Source organism: Cupriavidus sp. P-10 (assembly GCF_003402535.2).
In the GTDB taxonomy this organism is placed as follows: Bacteria; Pseudomonadota; Gammaproteobacteria; order Burkholderiales; family Burkholderiaceae; genus Cupriavidus.
This window is the reverse complement of sequence record NZ_AP025170.1, coordinates 3,072,035-3,090,336: the sequence shown is the minus strand read 5'-3', so window position 1 is coordinate 3,090,336 and position 18,302 is coordinate 3,072,035. Positions and strand designations below refer to the sequence as shown.

The 18,302-nt window shown below is 66.6% G+C and carries 18 protein-coding genes; 5 read left to right on the top strand and 13 right to left on the bottom strand.

From position 1 onward, the window contains the following. Positions 1–28: 28 nt before the first annotated feature. Positions 29–472 carry a thioesterase family protein gene (locus CTP10_RS14225; RefSeq protein WP_116318163.1) on the top strand — a complete coding sequence of 148 codons (444 nt, stop codon included), beginning with the start codon at positions 29–31 and terminating at the stop codon, positions 470–472. 45 nt (positions 473–517) lie between these two features. Here the strand turns inward: CTP10_RS14225 and CTP10_RS14220 are convergent, their stop codons facing one another. Further along, positions 518–1,417: a recombination-associated protein RdgC gene (locus CTP10_RS14220; RefSeq protein WP_116318162.1), complete on the bottom strand. Its 900-nt coding sequence runs from the start codon at positions 1,415–1,417 to the stop codon at positions 518–520. A 105-nt stretch (positions 1,418–1,522) separates the two neighbouring features. Next, entirely contained in the window at positions 1,523–2,101 is a 579-nt protein-coding gene (locus CTP10_RS14215; protein ID WP_116318161.1) for a BPSL1445 family SYLF domain-containing lipoprotein, read from the bottom strand. 188 nt (positions 2,102–2,289) lie between these two features. Between CTP10_RS14215 and CTP10_RS14210 the strand changes: the two genes are divergently transcribed. Then, positions 2,290–2,703, top strand: coding sequence for a hypothetical protein (locus CTP10_RS14210; RefSeq protein WP_116318276.1), 414 nt, complete (start codon positions 2,290–2,292; stop codon positions 2,701–2,703). 19 nt (positions 2,704–2,722) lie between these two features. Here the strand turns inward: CTP10_RS14210 and CTP10_RS14205 are convergent, their stop codons facing one another. Beyond that, positions 2,723–3,556 carry an aldo/keto reductase gene (locus CTP10_RS14205; RefSeq protein ID WP_116318160.1) on the bottom strand — a complete coding sequence of 278 codons (834 nt, stop codon included), beginning with the start codon at positions 3,554–3,556 and terminating at the stop codon, positions 2,723–2,725. A 170-nt stretch (positions 3,557–3,726) separates the two neighbouring features. Continuing rightward, on the bottom strand, positions 3,727–4,119 hold the full coding sequence (locus CTP10_RS14200) for a tautomerase family protein (protein WP_116318159.1): 393 nt from the start codon (positions 4,117–4,119) through the stop codon (positions 3,727–3,729). 148 nt (positions 4,120–4,267) lie between these two features. On the opposite strand from CTP10_RS14200, the gene CTP10_RS14195 reads away from it, so the two are divergent. Continuing rightward, the gene (locus CTP10_RS14195) at positions 4,268–5,149 is read left to right on the top strand and encodes a LysR family transcriptional regulator (RefSeq protein WP_116318158.1); all 882 of its coding nucleotides are present in this window, start codon (positions 4,268–4,270) and stop codon (positions 5,147–5,149) included. A 168-nt stretch (positions 5,150–5,317) separates the two neighbouring features. Next, positions 5,318–7,423 carry a TonB-dependent receptor gene (locus CTP10_RS14190; RefSeq protein ID WP_116318157.1) on the top strand — a complete coding sequence of 702 codons (2,106 nt, stop codon included), beginning with the start codon at positions 5,318–5,320 and terminating at the stop codon, positions 7,421–7,423. Between the two features lie 121 nt (positions 7,424–7,544). Here the strand turns inward: CTP10_RS14190 and CTP10_RS14185 are convergent, their stop codons facing one another. Further along, on the bottom strand, positions 7,545–8,030 hold the full coding sequence (locus CTP10_RS14185; RefSeq protein ID WP_116318156.1) for a DUF2147 domain-containing protein: 486 nt from the start codon (positions 8,028–8,030) through the stop codon (positions 7,545–7,547). A 1,653-nt stretch (positions 8,031–9,683) separates the two neighbouring features. On the opposite strand from CTP10_RS14185, the gene CTP10_RS14180 reads away from it, so the two are divergent. Then, a complete protein-coding gene (locus CTP10_RS14180; protein ID WP_116318153.1) occupies positions 9,684–10,274 on the top strand; it encodes a histone H1-like DNA-binding protein in 591 nt (196 codons plus the stop codon). Between the two features lie 241 nt (positions 10,275–10,515). Here CTP10_RS14180 and CTP10_RS14175 read toward each other — a convergent pair whose 3' ends face one another. From CTP10_RS14175 to aroQ, 8 genes are all read right to left on the bottom strand, one after another. Beyond that, the gene (locus CTP10_RS14175; protein ID WP_116318152.1) at positions 10,516–10,983 is read right to left on the bottom strand and encodes a hypothetical protein; all 468 of its coding nucleotides are present in this window, start codon (positions 10,981–10,983) and stop codon (positions 10,516–10,518) included. Positions 10,984–11,019: 36 nt separating this feature from the next. Continuing rightward, positions 11,020–11,967, bottom strand: a complete 948-nt coding sequence (locus CTP10_RS14170; protein WP_116318151.1) for a carbohydrate kinase family protein — start codon at positions 11,965–11,967, stop codon at positions 11,020–11,022. Positions 11,968–12,092: 125 nt separating this feature from the next. After that, complete coding sequence (gene tpx / locus CTP10_RS14165) at positions 12,093–12,593, bottom strand: thiol peroxidase (RefSeq protein ID WP_116318150.1); 501 nt, start codon at positions 12,591–12,593, stop codon at positions 12,093–12,095. A gap of 121 nt (positions 12,594–12,714) precedes the next feature. Continuing rightward, the gene (locus tag CTP10_RS14160; protein WP_116318149.1) at positions 12,715–14,442 is read right to left on the bottom strand and encodes a zinc-ribbon and DUF3426 domain-containing protein; all 1,728 of its coding nucleotides are present in this window, start codon (positions 14,440–14,442) and stop codon (positions 12,715–12,717) included. A 9-nt stretch (positions 14,443–14,451) separates the two neighbouring features. Then, entirely contained in the window at positions 14,452–15,345 is an 894-nt protein-coding gene (prmA, locus tag CTP10_RS14155) for a 50S ribosomal protein L11 methyltransferase (protein WP_116318148.1), read from the bottom strand. A gap of 42 nt (positions 15,346–15,387) precedes the next feature. Next, the gene (gene accC, locus CTP10_RS14150) at positions 15,388–16,749 is read right to left on the bottom strand and encodes an acetyl-CoA carboxylase biotin carboxylase subunit (protein WP_116318147.1); all 1,362 of its coding nucleotides are present in this window, start codon (positions 16,747–16,749) and stop codon (positions 15,388–15,390) included. A gap of 243 nt (positions 16,750–16,992) precedes the next feature. Further along, on the bottom strand, positions 16,993–17,454 hold the full coding sequence (gene accB, locus CTP10_RS14145; protein WP_116318146.1) for an acetyl-CoA carboxylase biotin carboxyl carrier protein: 462 nt from the start codon (positions 17,452–17,454) through the stop codon (positions 16,993–16,995). A gap of 168 nt (positions 17,455–17,622) precedes the next feature. Continuing rightward, positions 17,623–18,120: a type II 3-dehydroquinate dehydratase gene (aroQ, locus tag CTP10_RS14140; protein WP_116318145.1), complete on the bottom strand. Its 498-nt coding sequence runs from the start codon at positions 18,118–18,120 to the stop codon at positions 17,623–17,625. Between the last annotated feature and the right edge of the window lie 182 nt (positions 18,121–18,302).

Here is an 18,302-nt window from a genome sequence, read left to right as displayed (position 1 = left end):
CGTCCGATCCATCCTTGCAAGTTCTGCCATGGCCCGCCTCAAACTCGACCTGCCCGCCGACCAGTTCTGCTACGCCACGCACCTCACCGTGCGCGTGACCGACATCAACTCGGCCAACCATCTCGCCAATGACTCGATGATCTCGATGATCTCCGAGGCGAGGGCGCGCTTCCTGTACGAATTCGGCAGCGAGGACGTGCGGCAGGAAGGCGTAGGCATCATCGTCACCGACCTCGCCACCATGTACCGCAACGAGGCGCATGCGCGCGACCAGCTGCAGTTCGAAGTCGGCGTGATGGACTTCAACAAGTACGGCGGCGACATCATCTTCCGCATCACGCGGCCGGCCGACGGCGCCCTGATCGCGATGGCCAAGTCGGGCTTTGTCTTCTTCGACTATGTGAACAAGCAGGTGGTGGCGATGCCGGACGGGTTTGCCGGCCGCTTCCCCAAGGTCAACTGGATGGAATGACGGGGAAGGGCGCGCGACTGCTTCAGTACGTGCGCCCCGCCTGCCTTAGCTCTTGCGCTCGCCACCCAGCGCTTCGGTCAGGTCGCCCAGCAGGCCGGACAGCTCGCCGGCCATCATGGCGAAATCGGCATCGAAGCGCTCGTCTTCGTCATGCGTGGTGCCGTCGGCCTGTTCCTTGATCACGTCCAGCGGCGCCACCTTCTTCACCACCAGCCCGTCGGTCAGCACGAACGAAACGCGGTCGTTCCAGGTCATCGCCAGGCGCGTGCAGCGCTTGCCGGCGGCAATATGGCGGCGCAGATCTTCGGGATCGAGCGGATGGCGCACGTAGCGCACCGTGGCCTTGCTTTCGCTGCCGGACTGCAGCTCGATTTCCTGGTCGACGGTGAAACCGCCCGGCGCGGCGTCGCCGGCCAGCCATTCGGTCATGGCCGCCACGGGCGACTGGTTGACATGCAGGTTGACCAGCGGCAGCGGGTCCAGTGCCTTGAAGAGCATGCCGCGCACTTCATCGGCCTTGGCCGCGGCGGCGGCATCGATCGCCAGCCAGCCGTTGTCCGGGTCGATCCACACGCGCGTGTCGCGGCTGATGCTGAAGGCGCGCGGCAGCAGTTCCTCGGTGACCTGCTCCTTCAGTTCCTTCATCTGCTTGCGGCCCGGCTTGTAGCCTTGCTGTTCCTCGATCTCCGCGGCGCGTGCGCGCGTGACCTGGTTGACCACGGTGGTCGGCAGCAGCTTTTTCTCGGTGCGCAGCGTCAGCAGCATCTGGCGGCCAACGGTATGGACCAGCTGACCGTTGTCACGGGGCGAGGCCCAGCCTTGCGTCTGCATTTCGAGGCTGGTGCCGGAGTAGAAGGCGTGCTTTGCCAGGCTGGCTTCGACCTCGTCGGCGCCGGACGTCCACGGAGCGGAGAAACGATGGACCTGCAGGTTCTTGAACCACATGAGAATTCGGCCAAAGGGACGAATTCTATCCCTTCGCGGCGCGCGGCCGCGAAAACTGCTGCCGCACGGCGGTCCTGCCGTGCGGCGCAAGTCCGCGACAGACGCTTACAGGTCGAGCCGGGTGATCTTGCTGCCTTCGAGGCTCAGGCCTGCCATCAGCCCGGCGTTGGTCATCACGAAACCGACGATCGGCTGCTGCGCGGTATTGGTGTCGAGCACGCCATTGGCGCCAATTGTCGCCAGCGCGACGGTGGCATCGACGCCGGCGGTCCAGCCTGCACTGCGCACGAACTTGTCGTACGCGTCCTGCGTCATGAACATCAGGATCACGGACTTGGATTGCGCGCCGATCTGCCAGCCGACCGAGCCGGAGACCAGGCGGTAATAGCCGCGCGTGGCGCCGCCCGAGCGCAGCGTGCCGTCGCCATATTCGCCGCCGACGATAAAGCCCGCCGACAGCGTCTTGGGAAAGACCAGGATGCCGCGGGCGCGGCTGGCAAGTTCACGCGAGCCGTTGACCGAGCCATACAGGCGCGACAGCGTGGCCTCGGTGCCGGAGTCGAGCTCGCGCCGCCGTGCCGCCTTGTCGGTCGGCGCGTCGGGCGGCGTGGTGGTGCAGGCACCCAGTGCCAGGCTGCCCAGGGCCAGGCCCGCACCGGCGGTCAGGAAGTTTCGACGTTTCATCTTTTCTCCTTGGGTGTTGTTGTCGTCTCTGAAGCATAGGCGCCAGAGGCACTCGGACAAAAGATCACGTGGTGACGAGTCGTTTCCATTTGTGACGGAGGTAGCCTCACCGTGGCATTCGTGGCAGTTTGACGGCTTCCGAAACGACCACGCATCCATGCGGCACCGCCGCATCGAACCATCAAGGCATGAAAAAATTACTTACCGCCCTGCCGCTGGCCTTGCTCGCCGCGTGCGCTTCCCCGCCCTCGCCCGGCCCCACCGCCGACAGCACCAGCGCTGCCGCCACCGCCGACAGCAGCGGCTGGCAGGCGCTGCGCGCCAAATATATGGACTGCGTCAAGGAGAAGGCCGACGACAACCTGTCGTCCAAGGGCCAGTCGAAGGACGTGGCGAATGCGGCGCTGGCCGCATGCCAGTCCGACCTGAACGCCATGCACGACGCTTTCCGCACTTACCTGGACGGTCAGATGTCGTCGTCGCACGGCAAGAGCAGCGCCCGCCAGGCAGCGGCGCGCGTCACTGCCGATACTCGCGACAAGGCGCGCAACTACCTGGTGCGCTACGTCGAGCGCGAACGCTACGCGTCGCGCCTGAACTGACGCCGCGCCGCGGGCGCGCTTACAGCATCTCCAGTGCCCCCGGCCCGTCCGGCGGCGGGAAGATGCGGTCGAGTTCGGCCAGCTGGGCCGCCGACAGCGGGTGCGACAGCGCGCCGATATTCTCCTGCAGGCGCTCGCGCTGGCCGGTCTTGGGAATGGCGATGACGCCGTCCTGCGCCAGCAGCCAGGCCAGCGCCGCCTGCGCCGCGGTCATGCCGTGGTCGCGCGCGAAGCGCTTCAGCCCCGGGTTGCCCAGCAGCCGTGACTGCTCGATCGGCGAGTAGGCCATCACCGGGATGCCACGCTGGCGCAGCCACGGCAGCAGGTCCCATTCGATGCCGCGCCGGCTCAGGTTGTATAGCAGCTGGTTGGTGGCCATGCCTTCGCCGCCGGGCGCGTCCCACAACTCCTGCAGGTCCGCCAGGTCCAGGTTGCTGACGCCCCAGTGGCGGATCTTGCCGTCGCGCTGCAGCGTTTGCATGGCGGCGACGGTCTCCTCCAGCGGCACCCCGCCGCGCCAGTGCAACAGATACAGGTCGATGCGGTCGGTGCGCAGCCGGTGCAGGCTGCGCTCGCACGCCTGCACGGTGCCGCGGCGGCTGGCGTTGAACGGATAGACCTTGCTGACCAGGAAGGCTTCATCGCGCCGCCCGGCCAGGGCCTCGCCGGTCATTTCCTCGGACTGGCCCTCGCCGTACATCTCGGCGGTATCGACCAGCCGCAGGCCAAGGTCCAGGCCCAGCCTCAGCGTGGCGATCTCTTCGGCGCGCGCCGCGGGCGTCTCGCCCATGTTCCACGTTCCCATGCCGAGCGCGGGGATGCGCTCGCCGTCGGGCAGGGTGATGTGTTTCATGCGTCGGATTCCAGGGTGGCCGGGTTGGGTGCCGGCGGCACCCAACCACACTAGTTAACAACGCACTAAATGTACAAGCCGCGGGCCGCGCGATTGCTTCAGGCCAGTCCGGTCACAAAATACAGCCCGATTTCAGCGCCGATAGCGCAGGCCTGAAGCCGACGCGCGCTTCATCCGTGCTGGTGTCGATACTCCTGCGTGCGGCCGCCATAGCCGTACGCCGCCGCGCGGGCATCGATCACGTGCACATAAGAGACGGGATGCAGGTTGCCGAGCAGGCCCGCCATGGTCTCGAACACAGCCTGGATGAACTGTGCCTTCTCGGCCTTGGTGTTGGTCTCATCGGTGACGCTGATATCGAGATGGAAGGCATTGCGGCCCTGCTCTGACAGCGGCACGCCGGCGATGATCCAGCTGTCGTGCGGCACGTAGTGGACGGTGATGGCAATCACGTCGCGCTTCTTGCCGAGCACGCTCGCGGTCAGGTCGGCGATGGCAGCGGCGCTGCGGCGGGTGAGGGCGGCGTCGGGCTCGCCAGAGAGATGCAGGACGATGTGGGGCATGGCGGACTCCTTGTTTCGTGGGCAGGTGATGCCATGTTAGGAGTCGGAGTAATATCGGAAAAGCGGGAATATCCGATGTGATCCATCGGATCTGCCGAAGTAACAATGGCACCTTCGCTGCCTTTGCATCCCTTGCCGGAGCCCCCTCATGCGTGGATTCGAAACCGACCAGTTGCGCACCTTCGTCACCGTCGCCGACAGCGGCAGCCTGTCCGCCGCCGCGCCCCGGCTGTTCCTGTCGCAGTCGTCGGTCAGCGAGCAGTTGCGCAAGCTGGAAGAGCGCGCCGGCGTGCCGCTGCTGTCGCGCGGGCGGCACGGCGCGGTGCCGACGCCGGCCGGTGCGCGGCTGCTGGAGCACGCGCGCCGCATCCTCGCGCTGAACGAGCTGGCGTTGCAGGAGCTGCGCGGGCACGCGCTGGAGGGCGAGCTGCGGCTTGCCGTCACCGACTACTTCCGTCCGGGCGAGATCGCCGGCATGTTGCGGCGCCTGCGCGAACGCTATCCCTACCTGAGGCTGCACGTGACGGTGATGAAGAGCGCGGCGATTGATGCCGCCGCCGAGATGGATGCCTTCGATATCGGCCTGAGCATGCGCCTTCCGCGCGCCCGCGACACGCAGGGCAAGAGCACGCGGGGTACCGTGTTGCGGCGCGAACCGCTGGCCTGGGTGGCGGCATCCGGCGAGTCCGACGCCTTGCCCGCCACGCTACCGCTGGTGCTGCTGCCCGACACCTGCTCGCTGCACCAGTTCGTGGTGCAGCTGCTGCTGCGCAAGCGCCTGCCGTTCGAGATCGCGCACTCGGCCTCGGGCGTGGCGGGTTTGCATCTCGCGCTCGCAGCCGGACTGGGGTTGTCCTGCCTGAACGCGTCGGCGATCGGGCCTGGCGTCGCGCCGCTGGACAGCGGCACAGTCGCTCGGCTCCGGTTGCCGCGCCTTCCCGAAGCTGAGTTCTTCCTGCTGCCCGCCCGCCGCAGCGAATCGCCGTTCATTGCGGAAGCCCGCGACGCGCTGGTAGAGCAGTTGGCCTGAGTCAGCCCACAAGTCAAACGCCAGCGTACTGCCCACGGTCAACGCGTACCGCAAAACAACGCTGCACCGAAGTGAATAGGAATAATTCGCAATCTCGTTGACCCCTCCATTCCGTGTAATCGATAATGCGTCGCATTTTTAAAAATTATTACAGTCGATCACAGGGAAATGAGAATAAAACTTCACCCGATCTGCGCCGCAGTGGCAGGGAGCTTCGTGTTGCAACCGATGGCGGCATGGGCCCAGGCCACGCCGCCGGCAGCGGCGCAGTTGCCCGAGGTCACCGTCAAGGCCGACGTCAGCCGCGAGCTGGGCGCCGGCTATAACCCGCCCAACGCGGTCAGCGCGACCAAGACCGAAGCGCCGCTGCGCGACGTTCCGCAGACCGTCAACGTGGTCACCGCGGAGGTGATGCGCGACCAGCACGCCACGTCGATGCAGGATGCGCTGAAGAACGTGCCGGGCGTGTCGTTCTCGCACGGCGACGGCCAGCGCGACCAGGTCTCGATCCGCGGCTTCACCGCGATCGCCGACCAGTTCGTCGATGGCATCCGCGACGACGCGCTGTACTTCCGCGACCTGTCCAATGTGGACCGCGTCGAAGTGGTCAAGGGCCCGGCGGCGGTGCTGTACGGCCGCGGCTCGGCCGGTGGCCTGATCAACCGCGTGACCAAGAAGCCTGGCCTCGACGTCACCGATTTCGCGCTGAGCTACGGCATGTGGGCCGATCGCCGCGCCGAGGCCGACGTCGGCCGCGTGTTCGCCGATGGCGCCGCCGCGTTCCGCATCACCGGCGCCGTGGAGAAGGCCAACAGCTACCGCTCGCAGCAGTTCCTGGACCGCAAGGCGATTGCGCCGTCGCTCGAGCTGCGCGTGGCGCCCGAGACCACCGTGCTGTTCCAGGCCGACTACCTGGAAGACCGTCGCGTCACCGACTTCGGCATCCCGGCCTACCAGGGCCGCCCGGTCGACGTGCCGGCCTCGCGCTACTACGGCGCGGCCAACGCGCGCGATGCCGACTACTCGCAATCGCGCGTGTTCTCCGGCACCGCCACGATCAACCATCGCTTCAATGAGAACTGGTCGATCCGCAACGCCACGCGCTACTACCACTACTCGCTGGACCGCAATAACACGCTGACCGCTGCGGTCAACGAAGCGGCACGCACGCTGACCATGAACCACGGCAATGTCCGCCGCGAGGAACATGGCTGGTTCAACCAGACCGACCTGATCCAGAAGGCCACCTTCCTGGGCATGGAGCACGAGATCCTGTACGGCATGGAGATCGGGCAACAGAACAAGGACCAGGTCAACAACACCAAGCCGGTCCCGGGCACTTTCGACCTGTTCAATCCGGTGCTGCCGACTCTGCCGCGCCTGGCGCCGGGCAACCCGACGACCTCGAACCTGGGCGTCTTCGACACCCTGGCGTTCTATACCCAGGACATGATCAAGTTCAGCGAGCAGTGGAAGGCGCTGATCGGGGTGCGCTACGACAATTTCCAGCAGGAGACCAAGAACCGGATCGCCGGCCAGCGCGACCTGTCGCGCACCGATACCGCCTGGAGCCCGCGCGCCGGCCTGGTGTGGCAGCCGTCGAAAACGCAGTCGTACTACGTGTCGTGGAGCAAGTCGTTCCAGCCGTCGGGCGAGGCCTTTGCGCTGGCGGCCAACAACGCCGACCTGGCGCCGGAGACCACCAACAACACCGAAGTCGGCGCCAAGTATGACTGGCTGAACGGCAAGGCCAGCACCACGATCTCGGTGTTCCGACTGGAGCGCAGCAATATCAAGGTGGCCAACGCCACCAACACGGCACTGCTGCCGATCGGCGAGCAGCGCACCGACGGCATCGAACTCTCCGGCGCGGCCGAACTGGGCGGTGGTTGGCGCATGCTGGCAGGCTACGCCTACCTGGATGCCACCATCACCAAGTCCACCGCCGCGCTGCAAGGCAAGCGTGCCACCATTACGCCGCGCCACTCGGGCAACGCTTGGGTGACCAAGGACCTGGGCCACGGCTTCGGCGTGGGCGCCGGCGTCAACCTGGTGGGCGCGCGTTATGCCGATCCGCTCAACACCGTGACCCTGCCCGGCTACGTCACTGCCGACGCCATGGCCTGGTACCGCCGCGGCGCGTTCGAGGCGCAGCTGAACGTCTACAACCTGTTCGACAAGGGCTACATCGTGTCGGCGCACGGCACCAGTCCCAACCTGAACATGCCCGGTGCCCCGCGCAGCGTGATGGCGACGCTGCGGTACCGGATGTAAAGCGCAGTATCGAGGACAAAAAAACCGGGCGGTGAGAACCGCCCGGTTTTTTTTTCCGGCCGCGTCGCTGCGCGTTGCCGGCGACCGCGGAGAAACCCTGAGTCACATGAGCCGCCGCCGGTCAGTGGTCGCGTTCCCAGGTCTGGGTGCGGCCGATCAGGCTGATGCCGATGAAGCCGCGCACGTTGAGCTTGTTGCCATCCTCGGCGAGCGACAGCTTGCTCTTGTAGACCTTGCCGTTCTCCGGGTCGAGAATCTCGCCGCCGCTCCACTCGTTGTCGCCGGTCTTGCGCAGGCCGGTCAGGATGGTCATGCCGATCAGGGGCTGGTCCTTGCGCGCATCGGTGCACTTGTCGCAGATCCTGGGCTTGCCATCGCCTTCGACGAAGGTCTTCACCAGGCGTCCGCTGTAGACGCCGTTCTTCTCGCTGATCTCTACCAGCCCGCGCGGCTTGCCGGTGCTGTCGTCGATGGTCTTCCACATGCCGCTGGGCGTGGCCTGCGCCATCGCGGCGGCGCTGCCGAGCAGGGCGGCGGCGAGCACCGCGGCACGCAATGCCGGATGAACCAGCGAACGGACAGCGGCCAGGTGGGATGAGTTGCGCATGATGTCTCCTTTGAGGTTCGTTGCCACCGGCAGGTGCCGGTGCGATGCGCCGCGCGGTGCTGCCGCTTGCGTCGAAGCAGCGCAGTCCGGGCGGCGGGCGCGCACGCCAATCTACTGTCGTAGCCGCCGCGCCGCAATCGCACGGCATGCCGCGCCGGTCTCGCTGACAGCCCCGGCGCACGGCTGGCGTGCTGCTCGCGAAGCCGCATGCAGCCGTCGTTTGCGGGTTTTTGTGTTGCAGCAATTCGGGCTGCCGGGCGCGTCGCCGAAGCATTCCTCTAAGCGGGCATGCGGCACACTGCCGGACTCTCGCGGCGAGATCGGCAAGCGATCGGCAAGCCAGTGGCAAGCGCTGCGCAGCGTGGCAGGACAGTCGGCATCGCGCGATGCGCGCAGCGATCGATGGTGCGTGAAGAATGTCATCCGAATGGATGAGCGCAGCGGTGGCGATGATGTCGGCGCAGCTGTGTCCGACATGCGCTCGGAGTGTTGCCTCGATGCTTCGCGCGCATCGCCGCTTTGCTCAATCGCAACGCTTTGCGGTCCGCGCGCTGTTGCTTCGATGCAAACCGTTGCGTTCGCGCATCACTCTTCGGCGGCTTGTCCGGCGTGCTCGCGCGACGTCGGTGACGCAAGCCGTCGCAGTCAGCCGGACGCGCGTCACGCGTGCGCGCTGACGACCGTGTAACGCATGCAGGCGACGAGGCGCGCCAGGCGTTGCCAAGGCGCGCGCTCACGCGCGCGCGCAACGACGCGCAGGGCGCGCGCGTATCGGGGCATCGCCCGGAAAGCCTTTGTCCATGCGCGTTATCGGAAAGCGCGATGACGCGCGCAGCAGCGCGCGCGTGCTCGTGCGATGCGCGCTGCGCGGTTGTAACCGGGTGTCGTGCGGGTGTGTAAAAGCTGCGCGTGTGTGGGCCGAGAAGGGGAGTCGCGACGCGTGCGCGAACACGCGAAGCGCGCCTTCGAACCAGTGTGCGAGCGATGCATCGCGATGCCATCGGCAACGTCTTCGTGACGACGTGCGAGAGAACTAGTTTGAGCGCTGCATGCAGGCAAGTTTTTTTGCACTTTTTTCTTAACATCATCGTGCAAACGAATTATGATTCGCCTTGACAAGAGTCTCACTTCATTGCAGAGAAGCAGGAAGCAAGATTGGAACGACGAGCGCGATGCGCGCTTCGATGCAGTGATGGAGGTTGTAGCTGAGGAGCACGAGAACTTTGACGCAGACCTGGCCGAGCCGGCTTATTAGAACGCGTGCAGTCTCCCTTGGTCCATGGACGGGTTGGACCAGCTACCACCGAATGAATGCCGCTTGCCGTGCGCGAGGCCATGCCCGCACCGCAGGCCTGCTGTCCGATATCTCCTCTTTTCTGGCCGCGCGCCGACCCAACGGGCGGTGCGGGCCGATCGAATATTCCAGGGCGCGGCAAGTGCCCCGGTCCCGCTTGCGGATCCGCAACTGCCGCGAAGTCACCGCCATGGGCGGTGCGCCTGCAACCGAATTCATTAGCGTGCAGCCGCAGTCGGGCCGCGCGCCGATGAATCGCTCGCTCGACTGGGGCTGCGCTGTAGCATCGCGTCTCGGGTCGGTCGGGTCGCCTGAGACTTAGGTCATTCGATATTCACTCTCTAGTGAAGGAGTTATCCATGGCAACTGCTGCAAAGAAAAAGCCGGCGGCTAAGAAGGCCGCCAAGCCGGCCGCCAAGAAGGCCGCTCCGGCCAAGAAGGCCGCAACCAAGAAGGTAGCCGCCAAGAAGGTAGCCGCCAAGAAGGCGCCGGCCGCCAAGAAGGCACCGGCCAAGAAGGCCGCTGTGAAGAAGGTAGCCGCCAAGAAGGCAGCGCCGGCCAAGAAGGCTGCGGCCAAGAAGGCCCCTGCCAAGAAGGCCGCGGTGAAGAAGGTCGCCGCCAAGAAGGTTGCAACCAAGAAGGTTGCCGCCAAGAAGGCAGCACCGGCCAAGAAGGCCGCAGTGAAGAAGGTCGCCGCCAAGAAGGCCGCGCCGGCCAAGAAGGCTGCAACCAAGAAGGTCGCCGCCAAGAAGGCTCCGGCCAAGAAGGCAGCTGCCAAGAAGCCGGCTGCCAAGAAGGCTCCGGCAAAGAAGGCTGCTGCGAAGAAGTCGGCTGCCAAGAAGGCTGCCGCGAAGCCTGCCGCTGCTCCTGCCGTTGCTCCCGCTTCGGCTGCCAAGACCGCGTTGAACCCGGCCGCTGCCTGGCCGTTCCCGACGGGCAACCGTCCGTAAGCTGCGCCGCACGGCGTGGGCCTTACGCGTTCCGTACGGAACCACAACGGCACGCAGTGCGTGCCAGCATGACCGGATACCGCGTATCCGGTCAGCAAGACGCCAGTCTTGCAGACCCGCCGATGGCCCCGGGCCCGGCGGGTCTTTTCATTGGTGCCTGATCAAAAAAAAAGGCGCCGCGGCCCTTTCGGGTGCGGCGCCTGTATGCGCTGCATGCTGGCGCCCGGCCGGGCGCAGCGGTTCAGTGCGTGACGCGGGTGACGCCGCCCGAGGACAGCAGGCGCACACGCTCGCCCGGACGAAAGACTTCGTCGGCCTCCTGCGTGATTGCGCGCATCTCACCGTTTTCGAGGCGCACGGTGATCTCCAGGCCCCGCCGCTCGTTGATCTTGTTCTCGGCAGCGCTGCCGGCGATGCCGCCCAGTATCGCGCCGAGGATGCCCGCCGCCACTGCACCGTTGCCGCCGCCGATGGTGCTGCCGGCCGCGATACCGCCGATGGCTCCGCCGGCGAGCGTGCCCGCGCCGGTCTGGCTGCGCTGGATGGCGACTTCGCGTACGCCCTCGACCACGCCGTAGCGCACGGTCTGCTCGCGCTGCGCCTGGCCGGTGCTGTAGATGCTGTTGGAATTGGATTCCGTCGCACATCCTGCGACCAGGGCGGCGATGACAATGACGGCAACGGCGCCGCCACGGAGCATTTGGTTCATGTCAGATCCCGAAGAATGCCACGCGCTGGCCGCAGGTCAGGCGTAGCGGTACCCGAATGCAGACTGGAACCGGTTGCCAATGTCTTCGCGCGACAACCAGTGATTCTGCGGACCCTGCTGCGCGATCTTGATCGACCCCATCAGCGATGCCAGGCGGCCGGTCGTTTCCCAGTCTAAACCGTTTTCAATGCCGTAGAGCAGGCCGCCTCGGAAGGCGTCGCCACAGCCGGTCGGGTCCACGATGCGCTCGGCCTGTACCGCCGGGATCGCGTACTGCTGGCCATCGGCATAGATGCTGGCGCCGCGCTCGCCGTGCGTGACGATGAAGGCACGGACCTTTGCGGCGACCTCGGCGCTGGTCCATGCGGTGCGGGACAGCAGGACTTGCGCCTCGTAGTCGTTGACTGTCACGTAACTGGCGAGTTCAACGAACTCCCGCAGGTCTTCGCCGTTGAACAGCGGCATGGCCTGACCCAGGTCAAAGATGAACGGAACACCGGCCTCGGCGAACTGGCGCGCGTGGTGCAGCATGCCTTCGCGGCTGTCCGGCGCGACGATGCCCAGCGCCGGCGCCTTGCCACCGCCGAGTGCGTCCTTGACGTTGTTCAGCTGCGACTGGCTCATTGCGCCAGGGTGGAAGGCGGTGATCTGGTTGTTGTCCAGGTCGGTGGTGATCATGGCCTGCGCCGTGAAGGTCTCAGGCAGCACGCGGATGTGGCTGGTGGGGATCTCCAGCTTGCGCAGGTATTCCAGGTAGGGCTCGGCATCGGTGCCGACGGTGGCCATCACCACCGGGTCGCCGCCGAGCATTTTCAGCGTGTAGGCGATGTTGCCGGCGCAGCCGCCGAACTCGCGGCGCATGCCGGGCACCAGGAACGAGACGTTCAGCATATGGATCTGGTCCGGCAGGATGTGTTCGCGGAAGCGTCCGTCGAACGTCATGATGGTGTCGTAGGCGACGGAGCCGCAGATCAGGCTGGCCATGCTCTCTCCAGGTGGTAGGTCGTTAGTTGTGTGGATCCCTTGCGGGACGATTCTGATCGGTCAGGCATGAAGCGAAAACGGCCGCCCCGGTTGCGCGGGCGGCCGCTGTCCTCAGGCAGCGCGGATTACTTCAGCGCGGCCAGGGCGGCTTCGTAGTCCGGCTCGGTCTTGATTTCCGGGACCAGCTGGGCGTACTTGACGGTGTCGTTCTCGTCGAGCACCACCACCGCGCGCGCGGTCACGCCGGCCAGCGGGCCGCTCTTGATGTCCACGCCGTAGTTGCCCTTGAAGTCGGCACCGCGCATCGTCGACAGCGTTACCACGTTGGCCAGGCCTTCGGTGGTGCAGAAGCGGCCCATCGCGAACGGCAGGTCAGCCGAGATGGTCAGCACCACGGTGTTGGCGAGGCCGCTGGCGGCTTCATTGAACTTGCGGGTCGAAGCCTGGCACACCGGCGTGTCCAGGCTCGGGACGATGTTCAGCACCTTGCGCTTGCCGGCGAAGTCGGCAAGCGTGACATCCTTCAGGTCCTTGCCGACCAGCGAGAAGGCGGGCGCCTTGTCGCCAGCCTGCGGGAACTTGCCTGCGACTTCGATCGGGTTACCGCCGAGGGTGACGTTGCTCATGTCTACTCCTTGATGTCTGATGGTTTCCGGTTCAGTTTCCGGCGCCTGGCCGGCCAATGCCCCGGTGGGGGGCGCCGCTTGCCGCCGGACTCGGATTCGGTTCGGCAGCAGGCTGCGGAATTCAGGGATAAAAAATCAGCACGCGGTAGTTGGACGGCGCCTGCTGCGTCCGGAATCGTACCCGAACCGGCAGCTCCATGCCGGCGCGAAGACCCTCCGTGGCGAAGGCCTTTTGCGAAGGGTCCAGGTAATCCGCCGGTTGCAGCACACGTCGCAGCAGCAGTTGGTCCTGCAGGTCTGTCATCACCAGCTCGATCGCAGGCAGCGCGGTGGTGGCGCGGCCCAGGTTGCGCAGCGTGACGGCGAGCAGGTAGGCGTCGCCGCCTTCGTCGAGCCGCTGCAGCTGCGAGGTCTCGATGCGCAGCGCGTCGATGTCGCGCCACGGCGGCACGTCGCAGCCGAACGGCGCGCATGCGGCTTCCAGTGCCGGGCGGAGCATCGGGAACTGTCCGGCGAGTGGGCTGCGCGCGAGATATACCGCTTGCACCGCGGCGCCCAGCGCGAGCACCGCTGCCGCGACGTACCAGAGCGTGCGCGGGGCCGGCCCGCGGCTGCGCGCTGGGGCACGCTCGCTTTCGCGTTCGCGGGTGTGGCGCAGGAAGTCGGGAGCGAAGACCGGGCCGGCCGGGGCTTCGGTGCGGGTCCAGCGGCGCGTGGTCTGCTCGCGTGCGACGGCTTCGCCGGTCGTGCTGATGGGCAGGCTGGTGTCGGGGGCGGGCCCGGCGTCGCGGGCGGAGCCGGTATCGCGGGTGTCGGTGCGCTCGGCTGCTTCGCTGTCCGACAACTCGGCGATGGGCGCGTCTGCCTTGGGCGGCTGGGCCTGCGGTGGCGGGCCGATATCCGCTGACGCCGCGCGCAGGAATTCGCTGGCGCTCGGGATGGCCGCGGGCGCGGGCACGGCGGCTGGCTGGGACGCTGGCGTTGCTGCTTCCGTGGTCTTGCCGATCGCTGCCGACTCGTCGAGCGCGGGATGATCGAGTGCGTTGTGGTTCAGCGCGGGCCATGCCGGCGCAGCGGCTTCCGGCGTGGCCGGCTGCGGTGGCGCAGGCGTAGTGGTTGCACTGGCGGGCGTCGCTTCGCGTTCCGGCTCATGTTCCGGCGGCTGCGCCTCCCGGTGCGCTTCCGGTTCGGCCGCGGGCTCGGGCTGCACTTCAAGTTGCGCTGCAGGTTCCCCCGCAGGCTCTGCTTCAGCTTCCGCCTCAGCTTTCTCCTCAGCTTCCGCCTCAGTTTCCGCCTCAGTTTCCGCTTCTGGTCCGGCCTCTGCCGCAGCCTGCTGTGACACGGGCTCGACATCGACCTGCCGCTCCGCCTCGCGGGCATCGCGCTGGGCGACGGCCTCGTTGGCCTCGCGCAGTGCACGCTCGATCTCGTCTTCGCCCATCTCTGCCGGTGCAGGGACGTCCAGGTCTTCGGGCGAGGTCATGAGCATGGTCGGCGCGTCCAGCGCCGGCACGTCATAGCCGGGATCGATGGTGGGAGTGAAGGGTGTTGGTGCCGGCTGCGGTGTCGGCTGCGGTGCCGGGGTGGTCTCGCCTGGGCCGGAAGGCTCTGCTATCAGCGGGGACGCTGGCGCGGCTGCAAGCGGTGTGGTTGCCGGCGCTACGGCGGGCGCCGGCGGCGTGATGCTGCCCGCAGGCAACGGAATCTCGATCAGGTGCTCACGCGCATCGAACACCGTTTCGCAGTGGCCGCAACGCACCAGGCCCTGGCGCAGGCGCAGCTGGTCGGCGACCAGCCGGAAGGCGGTGCGGCAGGCCGGACAGCGCGTGACAAGCTTGACGGCGGCCATCGGCGCAGATCAGGGACGGGTGCCGTGCAGGCACACCCAGCCTTCCTCGGCGCGCCATACCGTCAGCGGCAGCCAAGGCGCATAGGCGGCGGCAACTTCTTCCGCCTGGCGCTCCAGCACGCCGGACAGCACCAGCCGGCCGCCCTGGCGCACGCGGGCGCTGAGCATCGCGGCCATCAGCTTGAGCGGATTGGACAGGATATTGGCGACCACCAGGTCATAAGTGGCCTCGGACACCGACTCAGGCAGCGCGAACGACGCCTCGACCTGATTGCGCTCGGCGTTGTAGCGCGACGCTTCCACGGCGTTGGGATCGATGTCGATGCCGACGGTATCGCCTGCACCGAGCTTGCGTGCGACGATCGCCAGGATGCCGGAGCCGCAGCCATAGTCGAGCACGGTTTCGCCCGGCACCACGTGTTGCTCCAGCCACTGCATGCACAGCCGCGTGGTCGGATGGCTGCCGGTGCCGAAGGCCAGGCCGGGATCCAGTTCCAGCACCACCGCATCGGGCTCGGGCGCGTCGTGCCACGACGGCACCACCCAGATGCGCTCGCCTATGCGGATCGGTTCGAACTGCGATTGCGTCAGGCGCACCCAGTCCTGGTCTTCCACCGCGCGCAGTTCGTAGGCCGGCACCGGATCGATGCCAAGCTGGTTGGCGGCTGCGGCCACCACCACGGCGGGGTCGGCATCGTCGCCGAACAGGGCCACCACGCGCGAGCGGTTCCACGCGAGTTGCTTGGGTTCGAGCCCGGGCTCGCCGAAAAGCGGTTGCTCATCGGGCGTATCGGCATCGGCGTCTTCCACCGAGACCGACAGCGCGCCGAGGTCGAACAGGGCTTCAGACCAGGCTTCGGCCTGGTCCTGCGCCACTTCGATCACACATTCCTGAAATGCCACGGGCTTCCTTGCTGACTGCGGGTTGGTTCGGCGCGCGTTCGCTCAGACCCCGCCGGCCTTCTCGCGCTGCGCCAGCCGATGCTCCAGATAGTGGATGCTGGTGCCGCCTTCCACGAAGTTGGCGTCCATCATCAGCTCTCGGTGCAGCGGCACATTGGTCTGGATGCCGTCCACGACCATTTCGGACAGCGCGATGCGCATGCGGGCGATGGCCTGCTCGCGCGTGGCGCCGTAAGTGATGATCTTGCCGATCATCGAGTCGTAGTTGGGCGGCACGAAGTAGCCATCATACGCGTGCGAGTCCACGCGTACACCGGGGCCGCCCGGCATGTGCCAGGCGGTGATGCGGCCCGGCGACGGGGTGAACTTGAACGGGTCCTCGGCATTCACGCGGCATTCGATCGAGTGGCCGCGGAACTGCACGTCCTTCTGGCGGAAACGCAGCTTCTCGCCGAAGGCGATGCGGATCTGCTCCTGCACGATGTCGATGCCGGTGATCATCTCGGTGACCGGGTGTTCGACCTGCACGCGCGTGTTCATCTCGATGAAGTAGAACTCGTTGTTCTCGTACAGGAACTCGAAGGTGCCGGCGCCGCGGTAGCCCATCTTCTTGCAGGCCTCGGCGCAACGATCGCCGATGCGCTCGATCAGGCGGCGCGGGATATGCGGCGCCGGGGCTTCCTCGATCACCTTCTGGTGGCGGCGCTGCATCGAGCAGTCGCGCTCGCCCAGCCAGATGGCTTGCTTGTGCTGGTCGGCAAGGATCTGGATCTCCACGTGGCGCGGATTCTCCAGGAACTTCTCCATGTAGACCTCGGGGTTGCCGAAGGCACGGCCGGCTTCTTCACGCGTCATGTTGACGGCGTTGATCAGCGCGGCTTCGGTGTGCACCACGCGCATGCCGCGCCCACCGCCGCCGCCGGCGGCCTTGATGATCACCGGGTAGCCCACGCGACGCGCGGTCGCCAGGATCTCCTGCGGGTCGCTGGGCAGGGCGCCGTCCGAGCCCGGCACGCACGGCACGCCGGCCTTGATCATGGCCTGCTTGGCCGAGACCTTGTCACCCATCAGGCGGATGCTGTCGGCGGTCGGGCCGATGAAGACGAAGCCGGACTTCTCCACGCGCTCGGCGAAGTCGGAATTCTCCGACAGGAAGCCGTAGCCTGGGTGGATGGCCTGCGCGTCGGTCACTTCGGCGGCCGAGATGATGGCAGGCATGTTCAGGTACGACTGCGGCGACGGGGCCGGGCCGATACAGACGGCTTCGTCGGCCAGGCGCACATACTTGGCCTCCTTGTCGGCCTCGGAGTACACCACCACCGTCTTGATGCCCAGTTCGCGGCAGGCGCGCTGGATGCGAAGAGCGATTTCGCCGCGGTTCGCGATCAGAATTTTTTCAAACATGGTCTCTCTCTGCGAGAACGGGAGCGGTCCCGCTGCGTGCCGCTACGGCACATCGGGCGCGCGGCCATCAGGCGGGCCGCCGGGCCGCACTAAAGCGCGGAACTGCATGGAACTGCACGGAACGGGCCGCGATGCCCACAACGTCCCAGGCGTCACGAAACGCCTTGGAGGGCGGCGCCGGTGCTGTGCTTGCGGCCGCATGGGCGGCCGTTGGCGGCGCTGTGCGCGGCATGCCTTTCAGGCTTAGCCGATGACGAACAGGGGCTGGCCGTATTCCACCGCCTGGCCGTTCTCGACCAGGATTTCCTTGATGACGCCGGCCTTGTCGCACTCGATCTCGTTGAGCAGCTTCATGGCTTCGATGATGCAGACGGTCTGGCCTTCCTTGACCGAATCGCCGACATTGACGAACGCGGCGGCACCCGGCGACGGCGCACGGTAGAACGTGCCCACCATCGGCGAGGTCACAATGTGGCCGGCGGGCAGCTGCGCAACCGGGTCGGCTGCCGGGGCGGCCGTGCCGACCGGGGCAGCGGCCGGCGCGACCGGCAGTGCCTGCAGCTGGGGCATGGCCATCGGCGCGGCGACGATTTGCGGCGGTTGCTTGACGATGCGTACCTTGCCGTCGCCTTCGGTGACTTCCAGCTCGGAGATGCCGGATTCGGCCACCAGGTCGATGAGCGTCTTCAGCTTGCGCAGGTCCATCTTCTTATCCTCCTGAATCAGGTTGTCCGGTCCGCTGCCCGCTGGGCTGCGGCGGAAGAAATCGTTATGGCGGCCACCACAGAGCCGCGCCCGCCGTGCCGAAGCACGCGCAACGGGCGCGGACCGCCGGGCGGCGCGCGCAGGTTCGTCAAAAAATTGTGGCAGGGGTCAGCGCCCCGGGCTCCCTGGCGGCGGCTGTTCCTGGGCAAGCGCATAGTCGAGTGCCAGCAGGTATCCCTGCCATCCCAGCCCACAGACCACCCCGACAGCCACGTCGGAGAAATAGGAATGGTGACGGAAGCTCTCGCGGCGATGCACGTTGGACAGGTGGACCTCCACGAAAGGGATCGCCACGCCGGCCAGCGCGTCACGCAGGGCCACGCTGGTGTGCGTGTAGGCAGCGGGGTTGATGATGATGAAATCGACGGCTTCCTCGCGCGCGGCGTGGATGCGGTCGACCAGTGCCCCCTCATGGTTGGACTGGAACGAAGCCAGGGAAATGCCGGCCTTTGCCGCTTGGTCGGCCAGCGCTGCGTCGATATCGGCGAGGGTGGTGTACCCGTAGGTCTCCGGTTCCCGCGTGCCCAGCAGGTTCAGGTTGGGCCCATGCAGGACCAGCACCTTGCGGTAGCGGGCAGAGCGACGGATGGAGCGGGTTGCAGTCACGGCGGCTCGACCAGATCAACGAAATTGCGCGGAGATTACCGTAGCTTAGAGGGATTTGTCTAGCGCGGGATACAAGGCTTGGCGACGCTGGGCCCCATTCGGCGACGCTTTCAGCACTTTCGCGGTCGCTAAGTACGATTACGGAACAAATCGCGAGAGAAATCCGAAATTGACCGGAGATA

Bases quoted from the DNA above. Each gene is read 5' to 3' on its own strand.
- CTP10_RS14225 (WP_116318163.1), top strand. From the start codon at position 29: ATGGCCCGCCTCAAACTCGACCTGCCCGCCGACCAGTTCTGCTACGCC.
- CTP10_RS14220 (WP_116318162.1), bottom strand. From the start codon at position 1,417: ATGTGGTTCAAGAACCTGCAGGTCCATCGTTTCTCCGCTCCGTGGACG.
- CTP10_RS14215 (WP_116318161.1), bottom strand. From the start codon at position 2,101: ATGAAACGTCGAAACTTCCTGACCGCCGGTGCGGGCCTGGCCCTGGGC.
- CTP10_RS14210 (WP_116318276.1), top strand. From the start codon at position 2,290: ATGAAAAAATTACTTACCGCCCTGCCGCTGGCCTTGCTCGCCGCGTGC.
- CTP10_RS14205 (WP_116318160.1), bottom strand. From the start codon at position 3,556: ATGAAACACATCACCCTGCCCGACGGCGAGCGCATCCCCGCGCTCGGC.
- CTP10_RS14200 (WP_116318159.1), bottom strand. From the start codon at position 4,119: ATGCCCCACATCGTCCTGCATCTCTCTGGCGAGCCCGACGCCGCCCTC.
- CTP10_RS14195 (WP_116318158.1), top strand. From the start codon at position 4,268: ATGCGTGGATTCGAAACCGACCAGTTGCGCACCTTCGTCACCGTCGCC.
- CTP10_RS14190 (WP_116318157.1), top strand. From the start codon at position 5,318: ATGAGAATAAAACTTCACCCGATCTGCGCCGCAGTGGCAGGGAGCTTC.
- CTP10_RS14185 (WP_116318156.1), bottom strand. From the start codon at position 8,030: ATGCGCAACTCATCCCACCTGGCCGCTGTCCGTTCGCTGGTTCATCCG.
- CTP10_RS14180 (WP_116318153.1), top strand. From the start codon at position 9,684: ATGGCAACTGCTGCAAAGAAAAAGCCGGCGGCTAAGAAGGCCGCCAAG.
- CTP10_RS14175 (WP_116318152.1), bottom strand. From the start codon at position 10,983: ATGAACCAAATGCTCCGTGGCGGCGCCGTTGCCGTCATTGTCATCGCC.
- CTP10_RS14170 (WP_116318151.1), bottom strand. From the start codon at position 11,967: ATGGCCAGCCTGATCTGCGGCTCCGTCGCCTACGACACCATCATGACG.
- tpx (WP_116318150.1), bottom strand. From the start codon at position 12,593: ATGAGCAACGTCACCCTCGGCGGTAACCCGATCGAAGTCGCAGGCAAG.
- CTP10_RS14160 (WP_116318149.1), bottom strand. From the start codon at position 14,442: ATGGCCGCCGTCAAGCTTGTCACGCGCTGTCCGGCCTGCCGCACCGCC.
- accC (WP_116318147.1), bottom strand. From the start codon at position 16,749: ATGTTTGAAAAAATTCTGATCGCGAACCGCGGCGAAATCGCTCTTCGC.
- accB (WP_116318146.1), bottom strand. From the start codon at position 17,454: ATGGACCTGCGCAAGCTGAAGACGCTCATCGACCTGGTGGCCGAATCC.